The sequence below is a fragment of the Neorhizobium vignae genome (assembly GCF_000732195.1).
Taxonomy (GTDB): Bacteria; Pseudomonadota; Alphaproteobacteria; order Rhizobiales; family Rhizobiaceae; genus Neorhizobium; species Neorhizobium vignae.
In genome coordinates, this window is sequence record NZ_JNNU01000015.1 from 101,179 (window position 1) to 124,878 (window position 23,700).

A 23,700-nucleotide genomic window follows, 5' to 3' on the forward strand; every position below is an offset into this window, starting at 1 on the left:
AAGACCGGCGAACGGTCGCGTTGACGCGCGCCTTGTCGCCAGAGGCAAATGACTCATTTCAATCGCGACGAGCAAAGATCCCAAAAAGATGAATGGCGGTCACGTCGTCGCAGTCACTAAGAGGACTGTGTGATGGTAGATAAACGTAGCGTGTTCGACACCTTGGTCGACGATCCTGATACCCAGGAGCAGGAGCAGCAGCAGCAACAACAGGAACAGCAGCAGCAGCAGCAACAACAGGCCAGCGACCAAAGCCAGAGCCAGACGAGCGATTCGACGAACCTCAACGGCAACGGAAATGGGAACGGCAACCTGAACCTCAACGGTAACGGCAGCCTGAACCTCAATGGCAATGGCAATTTCAACGCAAACATCAACGAGACCACTGTCACGGTCGATGTCGGTGTCAACCTTGAAGAATACCTGCCCTCGGACGACGACTTTGCTGACGTCGATATGACGGACAGCTCGATCGACGGGATGTTCAACATCCGCATCGATGATGTGCTCAATGGCTCGCTTAACGGCGAAGGCAATGATGTCGGCAATGTCTTCAGTCAGGTCGCCAACCTCCAGGACAACGACAAGCTCGAAAGCGCCAGCGTCAGCAATAGCGGCTCGTTCGAAATGAATCCCACCGCGGAGGGTGGTTTTGCGATCGCCTCCGAAGGGATCAATGCCGGCGGCGGCGGCGGTGACGGCGGAAGCCATGCGGATGCCGACGGCGGTGATGGCGGTAACGGCGGTACGGCGCTCGGCGGGTTCGCACTTGGCGGCGACGGCCTCGGTGGCCTGGCCGCAAGCGCTGCGATTGGCGGTGAAGGCGACGGCGGCGATGCCGACGGCGGCGACGGCGACAGCGACGCCGACAGCGGCGATGCCAACGGCGGCAACGGCAATGGTGGCGATGGCGGGCGTGGCGGCGACGGCCTCGGTCTGGGTCTTGGCCTGGGTCTCGGCCTTGGCGCAGGACTTGCATTTGCCGGTGACGGCGATAGCGGCGGCAGCAACACTTCCGGTGACGGTGGCGACGCCGGCGACTCGGACGGCGGCGACGCCGACGAAGGCGGTGACGGCGGCGATTCCGAAGGCGGCGATGCGGGAGCTCTCGTCGGCGGAAGCTTGGGCTTCATCAACCCGATCTTCGTTGAAAACGACGGCGGCGACGGCGAAGACGCCGGTAACGGCGGGGATAGCGAAGGCGGCGACGCCGGCAACTCCGAAGGTGGTAACGGCGGCGAAGCCTCGGATGCCGGTGACGGCGGCGATGGCGGCGGTGCGCTCGGTGCCGGTCTTGGTGCCGGCTTCGGTGCCGGTCTTGGTGCCGGTTTGGGCGGTGACGGCGCAGCAGGCGGCAGTGGTACCGGTGGCGCAGCGGCATCCGGTGCGGCAACCAGCGGTGATGCTACCGGCGGTGAAGCCACATCCGGGGCTGGCGAAGGCGGTGCGGCACTCAGTGGCGCATGGGCAGACGGCGCCGGTGGCGATGGTATCGGCGGATGGGCATTCGGCGGAGCTGGCGCAGCCGGCGGCGCGGGTGGCTGGGCCTCCACCGGTTCGGGTGCAGCCGGCGGCGATGGCGGTACCTGGGGCTCGAACAACGGCGACGATGGTTTCGTCACCGGGACGAGTTCAGCATCGGCCGATGCCTTCATCGAAACGCACGCTTTCAACCAGGAAATCGTGATGGGTGCGAACCTGCAGCAGAACGCGATCGATATGACGATCGTGGGCGGGAACCTCTCCAGCACGGTGGCCGGCGACGACACCGAAGATGGCGTCTAAACCACACAGCTCCCTGCTTTAGGTAGAGACTTCACATCGTGGACTGCGCAGACTCTCCTGCGCAGTCCCTCATTCCGAACGACCTGTGATGCAGGCATGCCAATATAAAGGCAGCGGTCATGACGACGATGGACACAATCACCGAGGAAATCGCTCATTTCATCGGCCTTTTCCACACGAACGTCGAGGATGCGCGCCTGCGGGATAGTTATCAGGACTTCTCGCTCGACACGCCCGAACAATTCATCCCGACATCAGCGGTGTTCCGCTCCAATTTCGAGGCGCCTTACGAGTTGCTCGGGTTCGATCCGGGCGTGGTCTACAAGGCGCCTGCCAGTTTCACGCCGATCTGGCATCCCCATTTCGTGGGCCGATACGATCATCCGCCCATTCCAACGATGGAAATCAAGACGTATTACGGTCGGCACGAGATGCCGCAGCACGAGTACCCGTTCTACGCAAGCGGCAAGTCCTTCACATGGGAGATACAGCCTCCCGGATCGGTCGCGAATTTCATCGTTCAGGTCGCCTCGCTTTCCGACAACGACAGCTTCGCCGTCGGGGGACATGGCCTGACGTTCAATCCCACCCCGGTTGACAATGGCGAGCTGCTGCAGACGGCCAAGGATGTCCTTGCGGGCGCACCTATCGGCGATCTCGAAATGCCCAAGTCCTCGGACGACCTTATCGAGATCATCAATACGGTTGCCAGCCAGTTGGAGGCCCTTTCGGCCGATTCCGGCGGACCCATGGAGGCTTTCCTCCACCAGTCCACCACGATCGACGGCATTTATGTCAACGGCGTGCTCGTCGATGAGGCACCGAAGCTGGAGGATCATCATTCCTTCGGTGAAGACGAAGAGGAAGCAGATGATGCCGCCGACGCTGGGGATGAGGCCGATGCGGAAGACGATGCTCAGCCATCCAACGTCCATGTCTATGCGGACGGGTCGGTCGAGGTGGAAGCCTCGGTCGAGTTGGTCGGCGGCAACAATACCGTCGTCAATGATGCCGTTCTCAAGAATATCTGGACAGGCGCGACGGTAACCGCGGTCGTTGGCAATCACTTCGAGATCAACGTGGTCATCCAGGTGAACGTCATCCAGAATACGGACGCGATCACCTCGGCCATCAGCAGCTGGACGAACGACGGCGCGCCAGATGAAATATTCAACATTGCGACATTCCAGAGGGTCGATCCGCTGGAGGACGGCAACGCACCGGCAAATGCCGGCGGCGGCTATCCCGCTAGCTGGGCGGTCACGGAGATCCACGGAGATCTGCTTATCGCCAACTGGCTGGAACAATACATTTTCATGTCCGACAACGACATCGGCATCCTGTCGTCTTCCGGCGCCACAACCAGGGTCATCGCCGGCGACAATATGAGCGTGAACCATACCTCGATCTACGAGCTCAGCCAGGCCTATGACCTGATCCTGATCGGCGGTAGCCTGTACGATGCCAATATCATCCATCAGACGAACATATTGTTCGACAACGATGTCGTCGGTGCGGTAACGGGTTTCGGAACGACCGGCGAGGGCACGATATCCAGTGGCGGAAATCTGCTCTGGAACCAGGCTCATATCTACAATATCGGCGGCGCCGACCGCTTCAGCACTCTGCCTTCGGCCTATCTGGATGCGGCCAACGATTTTGCCGCCGGCGGAAGAGATATTTCCCAGGGCATTTTGACCGACCCGGCGTTTGCGGGAACGGCTGGGCTGCGCGTTCTTTATATCAGCGGTGACCTGCTGAATATCCAGTATATCAGCCAGACCAACATCGTCGGCGACAGCGACCAGATCGCCCTGGCGCTGAATGCCCTCAATCCCCACGCGGACGCGACCTGGTCGATCTCGACGGGGGGAAATGCGCTCATCAACAATGCGGCGATCGCCGACCTGGATTCTCTCGGCATTACCTATGTGGGAGGCGAGCAATATTCCCAGGAAACGCTTTTCCAATCGGGATTGATTTCGAGCAGCCCGGAATGGGCCGCGCATGATCCCGACGCACTGGTCAACGAAGCGGTGGCATTTCTCGACGATTCCATGTTGGAAGCCGATCCGACCGAACTCGGCTTCGGTGTGCCTGTAGATCCCGACGGCCAGTATCAGAACGACGGACTACAGCATGTGCTCGGATAATGGGGGGAAACATGTCGGACGTCCAAAAGAGGGCCGATCTGGAACAGGCCCGCAATCACGATGAAGGTCAGCAACTTGCCGGTGAGGATGTCTATGAAAAATTGGAGCGCGTTGTGGACGAATGCCTGAAACTGTCATCCGGTGGCGCAGCCCCTTCAGCAACGATATCCAGACTGGAACCCAGAAACGCGTCGCAGAACCCATCCCGGCCGAATGAAAGCTCCGACGGAGCCGATATTCTGTCCATGCCTGCCAGTGACAGGATCATCGAAATCGAGCCGAAGCCCACGGTGCGCGAAGCGACGGAGGCAAAGGCGCCGGAAGGCATGATCACGATCGATGCCGACACCGGACCCTTGCGGACCGAAGCAAAGACCTTCGGAAAATCGCCGTCGACCGGCGGCGGCCGCGGCGGCGACGGAACGTTTCACAAGCGTCTCGCCCCCGTCGACTTCTCGGCCAGCCTGCGGGCAGGCGTCAACGCCGTGCGGCGGAACCTGGCGGTCGTCATGCTGTTCACCATCGCCAGCAATATCCTGGTGCTGGCGATCCCGATCTACCTGTTCCAGATTTCGGACCGGGTGCTGACCAGCCGCTCTCTCGACACCTTGGTGATGTTGACGATCGTGATCGTCGGTGCCGTCATCCTGCAGGCTGCCTTCGATGCGCTTCGGCGGTTCATCCTGATGCGCACCGCGGTGGAAATCGCAGCCCAGCTCGGGGCCCCGATCCTGAGCGCGGCCGCCCGCGCCTCGCTTCAAAGCAATGGCCGTGAATACCAGGTGCTCGGCGATCTTCAGCAGGTTCGTTCGTTCCTGGTCTCCAGGACCCTGCTCTCGTTCCTCGACGCGCCGATCGCCCCTCTGTTCGTGGTGGCGGTCTTCCTCATCCATCCGCATCTCGGCCTGATCGTGGTCCTGACCGCCCTCCTGCTGCTTGTTTTCACCCAGATCAACCAGCGCATGACGGCCGAGCCGTTTGCCGAAGCCAATACGGCGCAGATAAAGGCCAATCTTCATCTGGAATCGATGTCGCGTAATTCGCAGATCATCAATGCGCTCGCCATGATCCCCGAGACGGTACAGATCTGGGGCAAGGATACCGCCTCCTCGCTGAAGTCGCAGGTCATTGCCCAGGACCGGAATATCACCATTGCGGCCATATCGAAGGCCTGCCGTCTTCTGACGCAGATCGCGATGCTCGGCTGGGGCGCCTACCTGTCGATCGAAGGGCAGATCACCGGAGGCATGGTGATTGCGGCCTCCATCATTGCGGGTCGCGCGCTGGCGCCGATCGAAGGGGCCATCGAAGGGTGGAGCCAATACAGCCAATCCCGTGCGGCCTACGCTCGAATAACGGCGCTGCTGAAATCCTCGCCCTTGAATTTCGACCGCCTGAACCTGCCGAAGCCCGAGGGGCGCCTGGACGTTGAACGCCTCCTCTATGTGCCGCAGGGAACCAAGCGCGTCGTGCTCAACGGCGTTTCGTTTGCCCTGCAGCCCGGAGACTCGCTGGCAATCATCGGCAATTCAGGCGCCGGCAAGACCACCCTTGGAAAAATGCTCGTCGGCTCGATCCTGCCCACGTCGGGCAGTGTCCGCCTGGATCTGATGGACCTGAGAAACTGGGACCAGCGGCAGTTCGGCGAAAACATCGGCTACCTGCCGCAGGACGTGCAGCTCTTCCCGGGCACGATCAAGGCCAATATCGCCCGCATGCGGCAGGATGCCGACGACGAGCAGATTTACCGCGCCGCGATGCTGGCCGATGTTCATGAGATGATCGCCAGCCTGCCCCACGGATACGAAACCGTGGTTGCGGCGGACGGCTCTCCCCTTTCGGGCGGCCAGAAGCAGCGCATCGCGCTGGCCCGGGCATTCTTCGGCGATCCGAGGATGGTGGTGTTGGACGAGCCGAATTCCAATCTCGACAATGCGGGTGATGCGGCGCTGCTTCATGCACTTCAGCATGCCAAGGAACACAAGATAACCGTCGCGACGATCACGCAACGTCCGGCTCTCCTCAGCAATGTCGACAAGGTTCTTCTGCTGGTGAATGGCACCGTTGCGCTGTTCGGAATGCGGGCGGATGTGCTGAAGGCCATCGAGGCCCGCGGCATCGATATCAATACCGGTTCATTCGGCCATCTGTTGCAATAGGGGTTGGGCATGTCTGCTGTTGCCAAGGTACACGATCTCGAATGGTACTCGGAGGTCCCCCGGTCGGTCTGGAAACAGACGGTGACTGGTCTGGCGCTGACGGCCATAGCCTTCGGCGGTTTTGGCACCTGGGCTGCGACGGCCCCGCTTGCGGCGGCCGTCATCGCCCAGGGCAGTTTCGTCGCAACCGGGCGCAACAAGATCGTGCAGCATTTCGAGGGCGGCATCATCAGGGAGCTGCTGGTCAGCGAGGGCGACCAGGTTGTCGAGAACCAGCCGTTGGTCAGGCTCGACGAGACCGCATCGCAGGCCAAGAAACGGGAATTCTTCCTCAGACGCGTCAGGCTGGAAGCGACGGCCGCCCGGCTTACCGCCCAGTCCGAGGGCGCCGACTCCATGACGATTTCGTCATACCTGAACGATTTTAGGGATGACCCGGATGTTTCCGCGATCATCCTCACCCAACAGCTCAACTTCAAGGCCCAGCGCATGAAGCTGGCGACCGAGCTTTCTCTGCTGAAGCAGAACATGAAAGCGCTGGAGTTCCGCAGCGAAGGTTACACCCGGCACCGCGAGGCCATGTCGCGGCAACTCGCCCTGCTCAAGGACGAATACGATACCAAGCGGGTTCTGTTGACCAAGGGATTGCTGCGAGCAACCGAGGTCAGGGCGCTTCAACGGGCGATCGCCGATGCCGAAGGGCAGATCGGCCGGCTGGAGTCGGAGATATCGGAAACCGGTGCCCAGCTCCTGAAGGGACAGCAGGAGATCACGCGCGCTGAGGAGACATATCGGGAGGAAGCGCTCGACCGCCTGCAGTCGATCCAGGGCGAGCGTGATGCTTCGCGTGAACAATCACGGGAAGCCGACGACGTTCTGCGCCGCGCGACGATCCTTGCTCCGGTGTCAGGTACTGTCGTGCGGACATACTACCATACGACGGGTGGCGTTATCGAAAGCGGCAAGGGGATCATGGAGATCCTGCCTGCCGGTGTGCCGTTGATCATCGAGGCAAAGGTGCCTCGCAACGAAATCGACAGCGTCAAAGTCGGCCAGAAAGCCACGGTCCGCCTTATCGCATTGAACCAGCGCACCACCCCGGTCCTGCAGGGCGAGGTGTTCTATGTCTCCGCGGACGCAATGGAGGATAGCAAGGCAGGGCTCTCAAACCACGACGTCTATGTCGCGCGCATCAATATCTCGTCCGACGAGATCGCCCGCATCAAGGGGTTTACTCCGCAACCCGGGATGCCGGCGGAAATCATGATCCAGACTGCGGTCAGAACGTTCTTCAGCTATCTGGCCAAGCCGGTTGTGGACAGCATGTCGAGGGCGTTCACCGAGCGCTGATAAGCCCCACCTGTCGGGCCTACGCCAGGGGGCTACCTCTTAAGGCGTAGGTTCGCTGCCATCTTCAACGCGTCCTGTAAAGCCATTCGCCTTTACGGGCCTTCCAACCGGCGCTCCGGAGATGGGCTTTCCTCGCTTGTTCCCTAAAAGAAACCCTCGCTGATGAAACAGCGAGGGTGTCCGCAACACGGGAAATACTCGAGGCTGACAGGACGCCTCGGACAACATAACACCACGAGCGTTGAAAAATGTCAGGTTCACCAAAAGGAGAAGGCCCGACCGTTTTTCCCGTTCGAGCCTTCAGCAGTCTGTTTGGCAAAAGTATTATTCCTTTATCTGCAAAAGACATCAACTCAATCAAAAGGATTAGGTTCTCTCATTCGTTGTGGATAGGATAAAATTTAATAATCACAGGTTGTTTTGTGTTTTTACATGCCAAGATTCGGGTGAAGTACACGAAACCCGACGGCAATTCGTTCGGCATTTGGTTGGCTAAATTAGGTGCGTGAAAATTACACTTGGGGTGTGGCCTGATTGCAATATCGCCGATCTATGATTGTGTTATTTTATAGTGCGGACTTGAGCAGAACGCCTCGGGTTTCGGCGTTGTAGACTGGCCGGTTGCCACCTAGGCAGCCGGTCAGTTGTTTAATCAATACTTCATGGCGATGCCTTCGGTTCTGTGCCATGAAAGCGTGATATTCCGCCCCGTGAACCACAAGGCTGACCGCGTCGACAAAGATCTGACGATTGTGTCTGTTGATCTTCTTCCAGGCTCGTAGTTTTGGACACCACTGTTCTTGGCCGCTTTCACGCTTTGGCTAGAGATGCCATCTGCCATCGGGCTGGCTTCTTCACCCTCCAGCTCGCGGACCTCCCAATCGGGCGGGAAAGTCCTCAGGCTCTGTGATCACGCCATTCCCGGACGGACAGATGTTTAGCCTTATGGCCGAATTGACGCAGCCACAGCCGCCAAGAGGCGCTGGCCCAGTCACCTAATTGGGAGTGGGTGCTTATCTACCGGCCTCCGGAAGTTGCTGTTAGGTTCTTTCGCAGGCAAAGGGGCGCGGGATGGACAGGCGGGGCGGGCGTTTTACGGTGGTCGACGCATTGCGCGGCGTGGCAGCGATGGGAGTTGTCATTTATCATGCCGTTTCGGCCGGCCACCTGAAACGCCTCCTGGAAATTCTCCCTTCCTGGGTTGAGACGGCGTTGTTGAACGGCGGGCTGGGCGTTGCGGTCTTCTTCGTACTCAGCGGTTTCGTCATCGCCCATTCACTTTACAACAAGCCGATGTCCCTTCCGGAATTCGGGCGTTTCACCCTGAGGCGATCGCTGCGACTGGATCCGGCCTACTGGGTTTCCATCGCGGTGACCATCGCCTTTGCTGCCCTGTCGTCATATCTGGTTTCCGGAAAGCAGATGCCCGACCTTACCGCTCCCCAGATCGTTTCTCACCTCTTCTATCTACAGGACCTGCTGGAGTTTCCCGCAATCAGTGCTGTCTATTGGACGCTCTGTCTCGAAATCCAGTTCTACCTCGTCTACGCGCTGCTCATGAGCATTCGCGGCTCCAGAACGGTTCTGGTCGTCGCAGCATGCGTCATCAGCCTTTTCTGGCCGCTTGGCTTCGGCCCGGACGTGTGGCCGGGTCTCTTCCTGCCGCTTTGGTATGGCTTTCTTCTCGGTGCGGCGGCCTATTGGGCATGGCGGGAGCCGAAACTGGTGCCGCTTTTCGGAGCCTATGCCGGGATAATCTTTCTAGCGGGCATGTATTCGGGAAATGCCTTTGGCGTGGTCTGCTCTGCCGCCGCATTCGTTCTTTTCGGCTCGGCTGTGTCCGGGCGGATCAGTTCCGGGCTGAATTGGCGATGGCTGCAGTTCCTGGGGCTGATCTCCTACTCGCTCTACCTGACCCATAACCTGGTTATCGGCGCGGTGTTTCGGGTAGCCGTGATGGTCGGAGCCGCCTCGCCGTTGGGGGTGTTCATTTGGTGGGTTGTGTCGCTGCTCTGCTGCGTTGCCTTTGCCGCTACATTCTGGTGGCTGATAGAGCGGCCCAGCATGGAGTTGTCGAAGCGGCTCGGCCAGCGCAAGGACCCGGATTTGCCTCCGCAGAACGTCGCTCCTGTCGCCGTTCGGCACCTGGCGCAATGATGCCCTGCGTTGATCCACGTCGGAAGCGTCCTGGCCGGCCCGGCGATGATGGACAGGTAAGTGCAATCAGGGAAACAATTCGCGTGGCTCGGCGGATGCCGAAAATTGGCGAAGGACGTCGATAAACATCATCAGCCGAGGCGTGGATCGCCCGGATAACAAAGCATCACGGGACGACCGGCAGGAGACTGCTATCGCGCGATACTTACGGAGCCCGTTTCTGATTGGAGCTCCCTGCGCATGAGGATTTTCTCTACTGCAAGCCACTTGGGATTGCTGTCGCTCTCATTTTCCAACAGCCCCCAACTGCCCCACTTGCTCGCATCCGTCATTGAAGAATATAGCGCATAGACATCTCCACCGGATCGCTGCCAGATATTCAGATGGAGGAGATAGAGATCGCCCATCCGTCTGTCACGATTTGCCGCTATGAAGAGGTTCGTCATCCTCTCGTTGTTTTCTGCACCAGTATGTCCGACAAGATGTTGTCCGCCTTCATAGGCGTAAAGCTTGACGCCATATTTCCTGGCAACGGAAGCCTGAGCCTCGATCATCTTCCGATTGTCGTTTAATACTTCCCGTTCAAGTTCCGTGAACAACTGGGCCAAAGGCCATCTGGAAACCGCTTCAGCTCGCTCAGGCGACCCGAGACTGCCGCCAAAATAGGGCGCGATGGCAAGGACGTCCGCATGCGCCCGCACGCCCTTCCACGACAGTATCGTTTCACTGGTCCAATCATTTACGGATTGAGCAGAATAAATCCCGACGACCCTTTGCGCCTGTCCACGAAATACGTCTTCCCAGATGGCAAGAATTTCCGTTGTCCGCTGGGCATAGTAGCGGAGTTGGGCTTCGAACTCGTTGCTCGAAAGTCCGAGCTCGAGCCCCTTTTCCTTCGCATGCTCCGCCTGGCCGAAACTGGAATTCCAGACCTCGTTGGAATATTCCACATTCACCATCAGGTTTCCGTCCAAGCCGTCTTTCACCTGCTGTGCGAACCGGCGGATGTAATCGTCATCGGCTTGGTGAGGCATGTTGAACCAAGGGTCGATTTTTAGCTCGTTACTCAGTTCGATCATGTACTCAAGCGGCGTTCCGGCATCGGATTTACCGAAGTGGCCCACACGGGGCCGATCATCCCAGCTGCGGACCGCCGAGTTATTGGTAGCCATCCAGTCCATGAAGCGTAGCGTAGACATGCGCTTCAACCGCCTGAGGAAGGGCTCGCGGAATCGTTGTGTCGGCCTTTTGCCTCGTTCGTAGACACGGATGTTGCGGATCGGATCGGAAGGATCGGTTTCCATCAAGATTGTGGTGAAAGCCGCGTCCTTGCGAAGATTTCGCACGTCATCGCGCCCCGGCAAACGCGCCTCCAGTTCCGCGCCTTCGTGATATCCGAGTTTTCCCTTGCCATCATAATAAACCGAGAGATTTACAGGCAGATTTCTCCGTTCACGGGAGAAGATCAGGAAACTCTCGATCGTAGAGTTCGCCGGGACGTTCAACGGGTAACCGTCCGGTGTCATCGGCGGTAACGGCGTGTCCCATGTGAAGGGCGCGCCTCTGACCTGCACACGCCAGCGTGAGGCGTTATAGGCCAGGTCCGAGAAAACCTGCTCGGTCGCCCAATAATTCATGGGGCTTAGATTCACGCCCAAACGGCTTGGATAATCCTCTCTGGCTGAGGCTTGCCCAAACGAAAAGGCGTTGAAAGATTCGGTGGCTGCAAGACCTGCCAGCATTTGAAGAAGTGTTCGGCGGTTCACGGCAGATGTTCTCCGTATTCACTCGGATATCTGTTGCAGTGCTGTCGCGGAACGAGGCCGTCCACTACCAAACGAGATAATACAAGGCGCCCGCGAGCAAGCTGCGCATTAGTCGTATGCCGCCTCCAAAGTTAGTAGGTGGGAATCCCTTTTACCGTGTGGCGACCTGCAACCGAATGGGTAGCATTTCAACGTAGCGGGATACCTTGCTCAATAGCAGCGGGTGGCGGGGAAAATATAGAATATGCGGGCGTTCCTCAGATCATTGCGACGAGGCAAGAGACGTTAGATGCCAGAATTCCTGCGCTCTCTTGTCTATGTATTGATAGTCGCGGCCCCTGCCCTTTGGGTCGGCGGGAAGATAGCGGTACCGATAATCGGTCAGGCTGAGTTCCGCCTTTGGCGAAATTGCTGGCTGCTGGCCACCGTCATCACCTTTCTATCCAGGGGTTTCTTTGATTTTGCTGTCGCGCTGGCCCTCGTGAGCTTTTATGTTCACCGATACTCCAAGCATCCGGTTTTTTTCTATATAGTCCTGATGTTTGTTGCGCCCTGCGTGCCTATCCCCAGCGGCATACCTGGCATCTTCAACAAGATTCTTGATCTCGATCCTCCTCGTTGGCTGGCGATTACAATTCTCCTGCCGATTGCGCTCAGGCTATTGAGGGACCGAGGCACTCGGGAATTTCGGGGCCTGGATGTTCTTGTAATTGCCTTCGTGGCGTATACCTCGCTGCTTTCTGTAAGGTTGGAAGATTTCAATTCCATTCTTCGAGTCCTGGCCGGCAATTTTCTCGATATCTGCCTTCCTTACTTTGTTTTCAGCCGGGTGATCCGCTCCAGTCTTGATATGAACAAAGCGCTCCTCGCCTTTGTGGTCGGCGTGCTTCCCCTGAGTGCCGTCGGGGTTCTGGAGATATCGAAAAGCTGGCGCGTCTATTATGTCGTCGTGCAAGAATGGGACGTGTTTCTCATAACCGCCTATCTATTTCGAGACGGGCTCTTGCGTGCTTCAGCCACGTCTATCGAGGCGATCGCATTCGGCTTCGTCTGCATGACCGGAGCCGGTTGTCTCTTGGCTCTCCGAAGCCCCGTCCCGCTGGGTACCTGGCGTTATGCGGCACTGGGCATATTGGTGCTCGGGCTGCTCTCGAGCGTGTCACGAGGCCCTTGGCTGGGTTTCGCATTCTGTATCTTGTTCTTGACCATCACCAGTCCGAAGAGGTCTTTCAGGCTGGCTCTTGCCGGTTTGCCCGGGGTGGTTGCGTTGCTGTTCCTGCATCCCCCATTTCTTGACCGCTTCATAAACCTGCTCCCGTTTGTCGGGTCGGCAGACAAGAGCAGCGAAACTTACAGATCCAGCCTTTTCGAAAATTCCCTGATAGTCATCCAGCGTTATCCGCTGTTCGGTTCGGCTTCATTCCTGAAGGAACCAGAGATGCAGACCATGATACAGGGGCAGGGTATCATCGATATTGTGAATACCTATCTGCAGGTCGCGCTATATTACGGACTGATCGGTCTTTTTATATTTGTATTATATTTCGCCTTTATTGTGTGGGCGCTGACCCGAAAATCGTTTGGGGGCAATTCGGATGCGTTAAACTACAAGGCAGTTTTGGGTATCATGGTCGCGATGCTCCTGGTGATTATCACGACCAGCAGCGTTTCTTTCATACCCTATATATATTGGACTTTCTCCGCCATGTGCGCCGCAATTCTCGCTCCGAGCTTCGCCGGCAATCGGGAAGATCTTCCACGGCAGGTCACGAAACCTCTGAGGGTTCTCGGCTTGAACCCGCTGGCCCGCCAAGGTTCTCCGGACGATCGCAGAAAGAAGATGCGAGTGTTGGGCATGCACTGAAGGGACGCAAGCTGCGAACCTTCGGCGCATATTGATTTGAACTATTTATACTCGATGATCCGCTGCCGGCGATTGATCAGCCGGTTTAGATAGAACTGCGCGATGCCCTGCATTTCCGGGAATTTGCCCAGGACGTCGAAAGTTGCGAAAAGCAGAGCATTCCCGAGCGCCGGTCGCGTACGCCGAGCCAGGCGCAGCAGCTGAAGCGGATAGAGGAGCAGAAGCGCCAGGGCGGCGGGGTGAAAAGCCGCGCCCGCGATTGCGACCAACGGCAGCAAACCGCCCCAGCAAACCGCGCGCCGGAAATTTCTCGCCCATATCCGGGATGGCGATGTCCGATGGAGATGAGACACCTGCGCATAGGCATGCCCGCAGCGCACGCTTCTGCGCCACCATTGGCTCAGGCGGCTTATATCGGCATCGTGGCGTGTCATTTCGGAAGGGAGGCGCCAGATCTTCCAGCCTCTTTCGCGCAGACGGATGCAAAGTTCGGGCTCTTCCCCCGCGATCAGCCCCGCGGAGTAACCTCCGAGATCCTTGAGGACGGTGGCTCTGATGAGGATATCGCCGCCGCATGCCTGAACTTCGCCCGGCGCCCCGTCCCATTCGCGGTCGCACATGGCATTGAAGATGGTGCGTTCCGGATACCGTTCGCGCCGTCGTCCGAAGACCAGCGCGACATCCTTGCGCATGACCAGAAAGGTTGCGGCTGTCGCTATCCATCCGGTGTCGAGTTCGCAGTCCCCGTCCAGAAACTGCACGAAAACGGTTTCGGGCCAGCGCCGCATGACGGCGTCGAAACCTGCATTGCGCGCGCGCGCCGCGGTGAAAGGAATTGTCATGTCCAGCGGCACGACCTCCGCGCAGAGGGCGGCCGCCGCTTCGGCGCTTCCGTCGGACGAGGCCGAATCCACATAGACCGTACGGTGGCGATGGGTTTTGAGCGAACTGAGGCAGTCGATAAGGCGCTGCCCTTCGTTGCGTCCGATGACCACGATGCCGACATCGGCGCCGATCCCGGAATAGCCGCGGTGCATTAGGATATCTGTGTCCATGTGTGCTTGTTCCCGGCCGTCGGTTTGGCGATCGTCACCAGTCGCGATCTCGGCTTGCCAACCTGGTAAGCCCATATTCTATTTGTAGAATTCGCGATCGCGGCTGTAAATTTACCTCTTTGGTGGAAGCCGGTGCCGCAGCTCTAAGCTCTTTGTCCCACTGAGCCTCCGAAGCCCTTTTTGCTATACCGGTTCCAAGGGGATTGCCGATGATCGGCAAAGATGAAGGGATGTTTGTGGAATGCGGATTGCGTATTTCACCAACCAGTATCCGGCGCCGAGCCACACATTCATACGGCGCGAAATCGTTGCGCTGGAGGCGAGGGGGCATCGGGTGGAACGATATGCGGTGCGTCCCTTTCGTGGCGCGTTGAAGGATCCCGACGACATCGGAGAAGCTCGACGTACCAGCCATATCCTGCGCACCCCGATGATAAAGGCCATGGCGAGCGTCGCGCGCCAACTGCTTTCCCGCCCCGGAAATTCGTTGAAGGCATTGGGAGGCGCGTTCCGGTTCGCAAGGACATCCGGCGGACGTTACCTGCACCACCTGGCATATTTCTTCGAAGCGATGATCCTGGCCGATTGGTGCCGCAGGGACGAGATCGATCACCTGCATGTGCATTTCGGCACTAACCCCGCGACGGTTGCGACACTGGCGCATCAGATCGGCGGCATGAAGTTCAGTTTCACAGTCCACGGGCCGGAGGAATTCGATCGGCCCGAAACGCTGGGGCTCGGCGACAAGATCAGGGCTTCGTCATTTGTCGTCGCCGTCAGCTCCTATGGGCGCAGCCAGCTGCTGCGCTGGGCCGACCTTGGAGATTGGCGGAAGATCGAGGTCGTTCATTGCGGCATCGACCAGCGCTACCTGAGCGACGAAGTGGACGTGCATGGCACCAGCCAGCGCCTTGTCTGCATTGCGCGGCTTTCCGAACAGAAAGGCCATCTCCTTCTGCTGCAGGCGGCGGCAAACCTGCGGGCCGAGGGGATGCGCTTCCAACTCGTCCTCGTCGGCGACGGCCCGCTGCGGGCTGAAATCGGACATGAGATCGAACGGCTCGGCCTTGGCGATACGGTCGTGCTGACCGGCACGATCTCGCAGGACGACGTGCGCAGCGAAATCCTTCGGGCCAAGGCGCTGGTCCTGCCAAGTTTCGCGGAGGGCCTTCCCGTCGTGCTGATGGAAAGCATGGCGCTGAAGCGTCCGGTGATCTCGACCTATATTGCCGGCATCCCCGAGCTCGTTCAACCGGACAACGGCTGGCTCGTTCCGGCCGGCGATCTGGAGGCGCTGGCCGGCGCAATGCGGCAGGCGCTGTTCGCAAGCGATGTCGAGTTGTTTCGCAAAGGCGAGGCGGGACGGCGCCGGACGCTCGAACGGCATGACATCAACAGATCGGCGGCGGCGCTGGAAATACTGATGGCCCGACCGGGAGTTGTTTAAACCGGTCGGTGTCTTTGCGAAGGCGGTCAGACCCTGCGAAATGGCCCTGAGTGACGAATGAAATCCTGCAGCAGATGCGGCGGTCCGCTTGAGGGCTTGCCTTCTACGAGAAGGCGGATGCGCCAGGCGATGTGTCCGCAAAGCCAGGCAAGGTCCGAGAGGACCGAGAATACGGCTCCATGATGCTTGAGATGGTAGCGTCGCCGGGACTCGAACCAATAGGTCGGTCGCCTGGAAGGTTTGACGTGTCGCGTCACACCCGTCGATTGGCCGACCAGGTGGATGACGCGGCTTTGCGGCACGTGCCAGCAGGACCATCCGGCGCGCGCTGCCCGGATACAGAAATCGACCTCCTCGTAATAGAGGAAATACCCTTCGTCGAGCGCGCCGATCTGGTCGAGGACCTCGGTCCTGATCATCAGGCTGGCCCCGGAAACCCAGTCGATCCGGCTTGGCTCCTTCGGCATGTCGGGGACGATACGCCAGCGCCCGAGAAGGCGGGTGACCGGGCCTAGCCTGGCCTCGCTTTCGAATTCATTGGCAATCGAAGGAAAGCGGAAAGCGCAGGCCTGGCCCCGTCCGTCGGGATGTTCCAGACGGCTGCCGGCGATGCCGGCATCAGGCTTGCCGTCCATGAATTCCACGAGACGGCTGATGCTGCCGGGGCGTGCGATGGTATCGGGATTGAGGAGCAGGACATAGTCCGGGCGGCCGAAATTCGCCGTGGCATATTCGATACCTCGGTTGTTGCCGTAGGCAAAGCCGCCGTTCGTCTTGAGCGGGAGACATACGGCGTTCGTCCAGCCGTTCTCCTCTATGGCGGCCGCAATGAGTTCGGCCGAGCGGTCGCCGGACCCTCCCTCGACGGCAACGATCCGCGTTCCATCCGGAACCGTGCCCGGAACGTTCAAGGAGGCAAGGCAGTCGATCGTCAGATCGGCAGTCCGATAGTTGACGATGACGACCACCAGTTTAAGCCGCGGGGCGTCGTCTTGCCGGCTATGTTCGACATCCATCAAAGGCCGTGCCTCTTCGTCTTGTTCAGGACCACCTGCATGCTTTTTTCGGAACCGAGATAGCTCCGGCAGATTTCCAGTTCCGGAAGTCTTGACTTACCGACCGCGAGTACGATCACGGCGGTGTCCGACATATCGACGAACGGGATCACCTCGTCCGAACTCAACATCGGCGGCAGATCGAAGAGAACGATCGTCGGCTTCAGCATCTGTCGCACAAATTCGATCTGCGCCGTCATGCGGGCCAGGTCCGCCGGCAGTGGAATTCTGCCCGGCCCCCAGGCTGCACGCAGCAGATGGCAACGAAGGCCTCGTATATCCAGCGTCGTCAGCCACCCGCGGATCGGGTCCTCCAATGGCGGACGAGGCGGCAGTCCGAGTACATTGCCGACTGCGGGGTCCCGGAAGTTTGCATCGACCAGCAGAACAACGGACCCGGGCACGCGAGCAAAGCTAAGCGCCAGATTGATGGCGGTTACGGTGGTGCCGCAGCCGGTCGTCGGGGCGGTCACCGAGATCACCCGCGTGTCCTGGTCCTTGTGTTCGTTCAGCAGCTGGTTTCGCAGAACGTCATAGGCGTGTGCCATCGAACTGTCGCTGTCGAAGGCGATGATGCGATTGGCATACAGAAAGGTGGGAGAGAGCGGCGAGAGGTCAGGCGGCGGACATTCCTCATGGGAAGGGATTCCATTGACCGAGCCGTTGAGGTAGCCGGCGTTCAGCTCGGCGAGACCGGTGCCGTCCAGTCTTTCCGCCATTCTTCCTCGAGCTGAGATATTCTTGATGATTTCCATAAAATTGCCTGCCCTGTCCCATCGGTACGATTTTCAACTATAGGCGGTCCTGTCGGGTTCGAGTGATGTCACCCTCCCGTGATCGGACTGGGGTTGGTGAATGTGGAATTCCGGAATGCCTTGGCTATACGTCGCTTCGGCTTCCAATGCGGAATGACCACCAGAGTTTCTCCCGCCAAAGCGTCGTTGAGATCAAACGTGCCGCGAACGGTTCGATCAAACAGATGCCTGGCGTAAATTCCTGCCGCCGCTGCCATCGCCGCCGCGGCGCAAACCGCGGCGGCCAGATGAAGCCGCCGCGGCCCTGAAGCAACTTTGGCAACTTCCGGCTCCTCGATCACCTCGACCTGCTGGGCGGCATCGCCTTCCTCCAGGCGCTCGCCGAGGCGCGCGGCATCGAGTTTGTTCTGCATGTCGTTCATGTTTCGCTGAAGCGAGACTTTCTCGGCTTCGTTCGCTTCGATCTGTGCTCCAACTTCGGGAGCGTGGGAGATGAGCTCCCGCAGCCGGGCGATGCGTTCTATGAGGGAGTTTCTTTGTGCGAGGTTCTGGTCCCGGCGTGGCTTTGCCATTGCGATACGTTCAGCAATCAGCATGAGCTCGGGCGAAAGCGTCTTCATCTGTTCCGCCGTCGGCATGGTCGCCGATCCATCGCGCGGCGTGGCGGGTGCAACCTGAGCCCGCATCTCCTCGAGACGCTGCTTCATGGCACGGATTTGCGGATGGGTGTCCGAATAAATGACGGACTTCACTGCGAACTCGCGCTCAAGCTCGATGAGCTGCCCATGAAAACGCGTAACCTCTGTCGTCTGCCCGGGACCAATACGCAGCTGCGCCTCATAGATCCCGATCTCCTCATTCAACGCAATGGCCGCCCGATCAAGCGTCGCGAGTTCCAGTTCCTTGGTCTGGAGCTCGATCAGCAGGGTCGGGATCCGGGTGGGATGGGACTCCTTGTTTTCTTCGATATATCTGGTCCAGGCGCCTTCCCTCTCGCGCAGACGTTGCGTGACGTTATTGGCTTCCTGCGTCAGGAACTTGGTCGCTTCCGAGGCACGCGCCGTGCGGATGCGCCGGTTTTCTTCGATGACCTGCGACACGAGGTCCGAAACCACGTTGGCGGAAACGACGGGATCGTCATATTTAAAGCCGATCCTGACGGAGGCATTGCTTGCGGTGCGGTCGGCTCCGTCGGTCACCGATATCAGGAGAGTGATGTGGTTGCGGATCACGGAGGCAAAATTGTTCTTGGCCAGGGTCTCCCGCAGGTTCGGAAAAAGACCATGCTTGTCGGCCAGCGCCAGCAGGCTGTTGCGTGAGAGCACCCGTTGCTCGATGAACAGCAGGCGGTCGTTCGATACGGTCGGCGATACGAGCGTTGTCGGTATCTGCTGGAATTCCATCAGCAGCAGCGCGTCGGAGTAGTAGCTCCGCGGCATGGAGTAAATGAAGTAGGCCCCCACCATAAGGGTAATCAGAGCGGGCACGATGGCATAGAAGGGTTTGGCGAGTGCGATCTCGATAAAATACAGGATATTGCGTCCCAACTCATTGATCATGCTGTCGCCTCATTGCTTCGCGTACGAAATACGTTGGTCATCACGAAGTCTCCCCTATCGAGCCGCTCTCGTCGTTAACCCGGACGTACGGCTTTCGACCTGGGCCAATGGCTGTATCGCCTCTGCGTCCCGGTTGTTCGCGGAATCGCTGTAGACGACGCGCAGCAGATCGCCGGGAAGGATCGGGGTCATCTCGGTTGCGGCGAACTCTCGTGTTTCACCGTTGGCGGTCCGCACGATCTGATAACCGAGCACGCGGCGCTCTCTTTGCTGGTTCGAGGCGGCGCTCTCGCCATAGATCGTCATGATCCGCGTACTGTCGGCAAGCCGCGCCGCGACTTCCTCCTGTTCGCGGTGGGCTGCATTGAGTTCGACCAGCAATTGGGTCCGTTGTGCCTGGCGTGCGCTGTCATAACGAGCGCTCTCCGCCATTTTTGTCCGCTCGGCGACTGCGATTTCGGATGTCAACCGGCTGACCTGTCCCTCGAGTTCGGCGATCGTGCCTTCCTGGACCATCTGCTGGGAGCCTTCCGTCACGCCCTTGGCGACGAGCCCGTTGATGCTCTGAAGGCGACGCCTTGCCAGGTCTATCCGTTTCGTCATGGTATCGGCCTGCTCCTGCATCGCGAGGCTGTTTCGCTCCGAGAGCTGGTTCGCCTGGGCCTGGGCTTTTTCTTCCATGGCGAGTGTTTCCATCCGGGCGTTGAGGAGCGATTGCTCCTGGGCAAGGGCCGGATCGGCGGCGAGGGCCTCCGCCGTGCCGATGGATTTTTCTCCGCGCATTTCCGCCTCCAGGCGGGTGATGCGTGCCTGCAGTTCCTGCAGGCGTTTTTGGGAGTGTTCGACTTCGCGTTTTACCAGCACTGACCGGTCCTGATCGGCAGCCAGCAAGGGTGTACGATAAACGCCGCCGGCGACACTGAGGCCATGAAGGACGGTCATGTTGGCCCGATACGGATATTCGCCGGGGTTGTCGACTTCGCCGAGGACGTAGATCAACTGTGGGTTCTGGGAATTGGGGCGCAGCATGATCGTGAGATTGGGGCTGTCCTTGAAATAGGTCTTCAGGCGCCCGAGAAGTTGCGCTTCCAGTTCCGAAAGGGAAAGCCCCGCGCTCTGAATATGGCCCGCCAGCGGGAAGGACAGCCATCCATCCGGGGCAATGACGACTTCGCGGGTAAGCTCAGGCTCCTGGGCAATCCATACCTGCAGCGTATCTCCTGGCTGCAGGCGATAGGTCGTCTGAGCTGCAACGTTCCCAAATGTCAGGCAGAGCAAAAGCCCCGCGAGACTCGTTATCCCACGCATGCAGACCCCCAATGATCGGTAACCCCTTCCCGTCCAACTGGGACAAGACGGTTTATACTATGGCGGCCTTCGGCACCTGCAAACAGAGCACAAAGAGGTAAGCTTCCGATCCCAAATCCTCCATCTAACGGATGAGCCTGAAAGTACTAATCGACTTTAAGATGAGCGCATCGCGCACGGAGCCGCTTGCGAAACGACCGGCCGACCCTAACCAATATCTCCCGGCGGCAAAGATGGCTCGGCCGAGCGATGCGGCCACGGCCGTGGTGCTTACGGCCTCGGTTCGTTTGTCGGAAAACCGAAGCCATTCATGCCCAGATCGGGGCAAACGTCGGAGGCCATTTCAGATGTGTTTTTCGAGGATTTTGACAGCGGCTTTCGCGACCTCCACGGTCGGTGCGATCACACTTGGCGCGGCCATGTTCAAGCCTGATCCAGTGACCGCCGAGCGTGATCTCGAAGCTCCACCTCAGGCCGTTTCGATCGGCAAACGAGACCATATCCTTGTGTCCGGGCACAGCCTGACCGACCAACCCTATCCTGATCATTTGAAGGGGATCGCCCGACAGGAAGGGATTTCCGTGTCCTTGAGTTTGGAGAACGTGACCGGTTCTTCAATCCAGCAGCGAACCGGCGGCGGACTCGTCCGATTGACCGACGAGCCTTACAACGTTCTCATCATCACCGAACAACATCGTGTCCTGGATGCGTTGATGTGGGGCGAAACGGTTCGTTACCTCCATGGCTACCACCACGCGTTCACCGCGGCAAATCCCGCTGGGACCACATACTTCTACACCCCCTGGATAAGCCTTTCGTCCTTAGCGGATCCGCATCCGTGGATCGAGTATGAGAGGCTGGCTCTGCCCGTCTGGCGATGCGTCGTAAACCGGGTAAACGACAAGATGGGGGCGGCTGGCCGAAAAAATCATATTCGCTTCATTCCAACATCGCTTGCGCTTGCCGAGCTCGTCGCGCGCCTGGCGTCCGATCCAGCCTTTAGCGGATTCGAGGACTGGAATGCGGCGGACCGCTTGAAGGCAATCTTCTCCGATGAGGTTCATCTGACGGAACTCGGCTCCTACTACGTGGCTGCCGTAAGCTTCGCGGCGATCTATGGAGCGGATATCCGTCAGCAACGGCCGCCAGCCTTGCTGGATGCCCGGCAAGCCGACGCGCTCAGGCTATTTGCTGCCGACTTCATGCAAGGCTATCAGGCAACCAAGATGAATGAAGTGGGCGATTGCGAGGCGCCGGTCTCGCTCGCCTTCGCCTCCCACTACGCGAACTACGTGGCGCGCGCCTACCCTCGCGAAGGCAGCTATCTCACTACGCAGTTGCTACGCGTCCGGAATATTGTCCGTTTTGCCTGGCGCTTCAGGAAAGGCCTGGAGTGAAACGGCTAAGGTGGATGCCCTCGGTTGAGAGCCGATAGCGGCGCTTCGGGGCCTGGGCCGCCTACGTTGCCCGATACGCCGAAATGAGTAACCCGATAGCCCAAAGATTAGCGGCGAAACCATTGGCAGCTATGCGAATATCTTTGCAGGGATGCGGAGTTTGGCACAAGGAAACTCCCCTTGTCCGATGCTGATTGTGCCTTGCGAGGATAGTTGGTTGATATCTTTTTTGCCGATTGTGCATTCTCTGAGAAAGATTGCCGGGATGCCTTTCCCGGATATAGAAGCGGTTGCCGTCGATCGCTGGACGATCGCCCCGCAGACGCGGCGCTTCATTCGCCCCGCAAAGTTTCTGCCGCATCATCTCGACCGTATAAAGGGCACGCAATTCGGGCCGGTCGCGGAGGTCGTGAAGGGCTTTCGTGGAAATTACGAAACCACTCAGGAGGCCACGGTCGGTTACCGGATCAAGAATGTCGACCTCATCGATGGCGTTCTCTATGCGCCGAAGTGCTCGAGGAGCCTCAGGCCCCGCAGTCGCCGGCTACCTGTCTACGTGCCTCCCAAGCACTCGACCACCGGGGCGCTGTTCGAGAGTTGGGTCGGCAATCGCTGGTTCGGCAACTGGCTTTCGGATGATTGCCTGACCTATCCGCTGGCGGACCAATACGAAACTCCGATAACGACGCGGCCGATCACGCGGGGGCACGAGCCGCAATATGCCGCCAAACTCGATCTCAAGCCGATCTATGTCAGCGACGTCCATTTCGACGAGGTCATCCTCTTCAAGGACAAGGGGCAGAACGAGGGCAAGAAGAAACGGGCCGATCAGGTTCGCGAAAAGCTTCTGGCATCGGCGCCACCTTTTCCCGTTCATCCCGGCGTCTTCATCCTGCGCGGGAACAACGGCGAAAGCCGCCGGCTGTCGAACGAGTCCGATATCGCCGAACAGTTCGCGAAGAAATACGGTTTCCGGATCATCGATCCGTTGGCCTCGTCGGTCGACGACATCATCCACGCCTGTGCCGGAGCCCGCGTCGTTGCAGGCGTCGAAGGCAGCCATCTGGTGCACGGGCTGATGATCATGCCGCCGCATTCTGCCCTGTTCGTCATCCAGCCGGCAGATCGGGTGGTTTCAGTTCTCAAGGTCATGACCGATCGTCAGGGACAAGGCTATGCCTTCGTCGTCGGCGAGGGAACCTGCGAGAATTTTCGGGTCGAGTGGCGTGATATCGACCGCACATTGGAGATGGTGCTCGCATGACTTCACGGCTTCGTTTTTTCCATCCCCAATCCGCGGCGATGGGCGACCATAAGGGTGCGGCATCCCAGCACGCGCCTCCCGTCTCGTTTCGCGAACTGGTGCGGAAGGACTACGAGCGCCACGGCAGGAGGATCCTCGATGCCGGCTTTATCTCGCTGCTGGTCTATCGCTTCGGCCGGTGGGCGGGGAGCCGTCGGAGCTACCTGGCCAAACGGTTTTTCCAGAAGATCTACGGCGCGATCAACATGGTCGTTTCGACGCTTACGCGCGTGTGGATACCGGCAGAGGTGACGCTCGGCGAGGGTTTTCACATCATCCACGTAGAGGGATCGATTTCGATCCATCCTGACGCCGTGATCGGAAAACGATGCGGCATCATGCACAATGTCACGATCGGCACGAACATGAGCGCCGGTGCACCCAGGATCGGCGATGACGTCTTTATCGGGGTGAACTCCACCATTCTCGGCGATATCCGTATCGGCGACCGGGTGCGGATAGGAGCCAATACAGCGGTCTCCACGGACGTGCCGTCGGATTCGATCGTCGTCGGCTCGCCAGCCAAGATCTATCCCCGCCTCGGCCCGTTTTCGAGCGGGCAGCCCAAGACCGATGCCAGTCCCTGA

General features: G+C 59.1%; 16 protein-coding genes. 10 read left to right on the top strand and 6 right to left on the bottom strand.

The window, feature by feature from the left end:
• Nucleotides 1-132: 132 nt before the first annotated feature.
• From GQ59_RS23400 to GQ59_RS23420, 5 genes are all read left to right on the top strand, one after another.
• Entirely contained in the window at nt 133-1,785 is a 1,653-nt protein-coding gene (locus GQ59_RS23400) for a hypothetical protein (RefSeq protein ID WP_051904160.1), read from the top strand.
• 119 nt (nt 1,786-1,904) lie between these two features.
• Nucleotides 1,905-3,938: a hypothetical protein gene (locus GQ59_RS23405; RefSeq protein ID WP_037085774.1), complete on the top strand. Its 2,034-nt coding sequence runs from the start codon at nt 1,905-1,907 to the stop codon at nt 3,936-3,938.
• An 11-nt stretch (nt 3,939-3,949) separates the two neighbouring features.
• Nucleotides 3,950-6,097 (top strand): type I secretion system permease/ATPase, encoded by a 2,148-nt coding sequence (locus tag GQ59_RS23410; protein ID WP_037085776.1) that lies wholly within the window; start codon nt 3,950-3,952, stop codon nt 6,095-6,097.
• Nucleotides 6,098-6,106: 9 nt separating this feature from the next.
• A complete protein-coding gene (locus GQ59_RS23415; protein ID WP_037085778.1) occupies nt 6,107-7,447 on the top strand; it encodes an HlyD family type I secretion periplasmic adaptor subunit in 1,341 nt (446 codons plus the stop codon).
• 1,071 nt (nt 7,448-8,518) lie between these two features.
• Nucleotides 8,519-9,604 carry an acyltransferase family protein gene (locus tag GQ59_RS23420; RefSeq protein ID WP_051904161.1) on the top strand — a complete coding sequence of 362 codons (1,086 nt, stop codon included), beginning with the start codon at nt 8,519-8,521 and terminating at the stop codon, nt 9,602-9,604.
• Nucleotides 9,605-9,795: 191 nt separating this feature from the next.
• Here GQ59_RS23420 and GQ59_RS23425 read toward each other — a convergent pair whose 3' ends face one another.
• On the bottom strand, nt 9,796-11,370 hold the full coding sequence (locus GQ59_RS23425) for a hypothetical protein (RefSeq protein ID WP_244448032.1): 1,575 nt from the start codon (nt 11,368-11,370) through the stop codon (nt 9,796-9,798).
• Between the two features lie 289 nt (nt 11,371-11,659).
• On the opposite strand from GQ59_RS23425, the gene GQ59_RS23430 reads away from it, so the two are divergent.
• Nucleotides 11,660-13,234, top strand: a complete 1,575-nt coding sequence (locus GQ59_RS23430) for an O-antigen ligase family protein (RefSeq protein WP_037085779.1) — start codon at nt 11,660-11,662, stop codon at nt 13,232-13,234.
• A gap of 41 nt (nt 13,235-13,275) precedes the next feature.
• Here GQ59_RS23430 and GQ59_RS23435 read toward each other — a convergent pair whose 3' ends face one another.
• The gene (locus GQ59_RS23435; protein ID WP_244448033.1) at nt 13,276-14,364 is read right to left on the bottom strand and encodes a glycosyltransferase family 2 protein; all 1,089 of its coding nucleotides are present in this window, start codon (nt 14,362-14,364) and stop codon (nt 13,276-13,278) included.
• 166 nt (nt 14,365-14,530) lie between these two features.
• Between GQ59_RS23435 and GQ59_RS23440 the strand changes: the two genes are divergently transcribed.
• Nucleotides 14,531-15,736, top strand: coding sequence for a glycosyltransferase (locus GQ59_RS23440; RefSeq protein WP_037085783.1), 1,206 nt, complete (start codon nt 14,531-14,533; stop codon nt 15,734-15,736).
• 26 nt (nt 15,737-15,762) lie between these two features.
• Here GQ59_RS23440 and GQ59_RS23445 read toward each other — a convergent pair whose 3' ends face one another.
• The 4 genes from GQ59_RS23445 to GQ59_RS23460 form a co-directional block, all read right to left on the bottom strand.
• Nucleotides 15,763-16,752, bottom strand: a complete 990-nt coding sequence (locus GQ59_RS23445; protein WP_037085785.1) for a glycosyltransferase family 2 protein — start codon at nt 16,750-16,752, stop codon at nt 15,763-15,765.
• Complete coding sequence (locus GQ59_RS23450) at nt 16,752-17,510, bottom strand: P-loop NTPase family protein (RefSeq protein WP_037085787.1); 759 nt, start codon at nt 17,508-17,510, stop codon at nt 16,752-16,754. Before GQ59_RS23450 ends, GQ59_RS23445 begins: the two co-directional genes overlap by 1 nt.
• Nucleotides 17,511-17,614: 104 nt before the next feature.
• Nucleotides 17,615-19,105 carry a GumC family protein gene (locus GQ59_RS23455; RefSeq protein WP_037085789.1) on the bottom strand — a complete coding sequence of 497 codons (1,491 nt, stop codon included), beginning with the start codon at nt 19,103-19,105 and terminating at the stop codon, nt 17,615-17,617.
• Nucleotides 19,106-19,159: 54 nt separating this feature from the next.
• Entirely contained in the window at nt 19,160-20,413 is a 1,254-nt protein-coding gene (locus GQ59_RS23460; RefSeq protein ID WP_084683270.1) for a polysaccharide biosynthesis/export family protein, read from the bottom strand.
• 347 nt (nt 20,414-20,760) lie between these two features.
• On the opposite strand from GQ59_RS23460, the gene GQ59_RS23465 reads away from it, so the two are divergent.
• From GQ59_RS23465 to GQ59_RS23475, 3 genes are all read left to right on the top strand, one after another.
• A complete protein-coding gene (locus GQ59_RS23465; RefSeq protein WP_037085793.1) occupies nt 20,761-21,810 on the top strand; it encodes a hypothetical protein in 1,050 nt (349 codons plus the stop codon).
• A 265-nt stretch (nt 21,811-22,075) separates the two neighbouring features.
• A complete protein-coding gene (locus tag GQ59_RS23470) occupies nt 22,076-23,074 on the top strand; it encodes a glycosyltransferase 61 family protein (protein WP_051904168.1) in 999 nt (332 codons plus the stop codon).
• Nucleotides 23,071-23,700: a serine O-acetyltransferase gene (locus GQ59_RS23475; RefSeq protein WP_084683271.1), complete on the top strand. Its 630-nt coding sequence runs from the start codon at nt 23,071-23,073 to the stop codon at nt 23,698-23,700. Before GQ59_RS23470 ends, GQ59_RS23475 begins: the two co-directional genes overlap by 4 nt.